1 pseudogene is annotated in these 1,035 nt (G+C 42.3%); it reads right to left on the bottom strand.

Annotation, left to right across the window (positions count from 1 at the left end):
* A pseudogene (locus M1R56_RS09995) lies at positions 1–1,035 on the bottom strand (protein with ysrik-signal peptide); the annotation flags it as partial.

The raw sequence follows: 1,035 nt of genomic DNA, 5'->3' as shown, positions 1-1,035 counted from the left end.
TTATCAGCTGATTTCTTAACTGCCTTATCTGCTGGGATAACCGCTGTTGTACCATCTGGGTATGTAACAGTTGTTGTGCCATCTTTGCCAACTTTAACATCAGTTACGGTTGGGTTTGATTTCTTAACTTCGTCGGCTACCTTAGCTTTTTCTGCATCAGTCAAGTTGCTTGGATCTGTAACAGGAGTTACTGATGGATCCTTAACTGCTTTATCAGCTGATTTCTTAACTGCCTTATCTGCTGGGATAACCGCTGTTGTACCATCTGGGTATGTAACAGTTGTTGTGCCATCTTTGCCAACTTTAACATCAGTTACGGTTGGGTTAGATTTCTTAACTTCGTCGGCTACCTTAGCTTTTTCTGCATCAGTCAAGTTGCTTGGATCTGTAACCGGAGTTACTGATGGATCCTTAACTGCTTTATCAGCTGATTTCTTAACTGCCTTATCTGCTGGGATAACCGCTGTTGTACCATCTGGATATGTAACAGTTGTTGTACCATCTTTGCCAACTTTAACATCAGTTACGGTTGGGTTAGATTTCTTAACTTCATCGGCTACCTTAGCTTTTTCTGCATCTGTCAAGTTAGCTGGATCTTTAACTGGTGTCTTAGCTGGATCTTTAACGCCATCTGCATCCTTAGCAGGTGTTGCATCTTTAGCTTTCTCAACTGCCTTAGCTGCTGGGATTTCTGCTGTTGATCCATCTGGGAAGGTTACAGTTGCTGTTCCATCTTTGCCTACTTCAACATCTTTCGCTGTTGGGTTAGCTTTCTTAACTTCGTCTGCTACTTTAGCTTTTTCTGCATCTGTTAAGTTAGCTGGATCTTTAACTGGTGTCTTAGCTGGATCTTTAACGCCATCTGCATCCTTAGCAGGTGTTGCATCTTTAGCTTTCTCAACTGCCTTAGCTGCTGGGATTTCTGCTGTTGATCCATCTGGGAAGGTTACAGTTGCTGTTCCATCTTTGCCTACTTCAACATCTTTCGCTGTTGGGTTAGCTTTCTTAACTTCGTCTGCTACTTTAGCTTTTTCT

This window comes from Streptococcus sp. oral taxon 431, from assembly GCF_023115445.1.
Taxonomy (GTDB): Bacteria; Bacillota; Bacilli; order Lactobacillales; family Streptococcaceae; genus Streptococcus.
The sequence above is the reverse complement of the archived record's forward strand: the minus strand, read 5'-3'. Positions and strand labels throughout refer to the sequence as shown.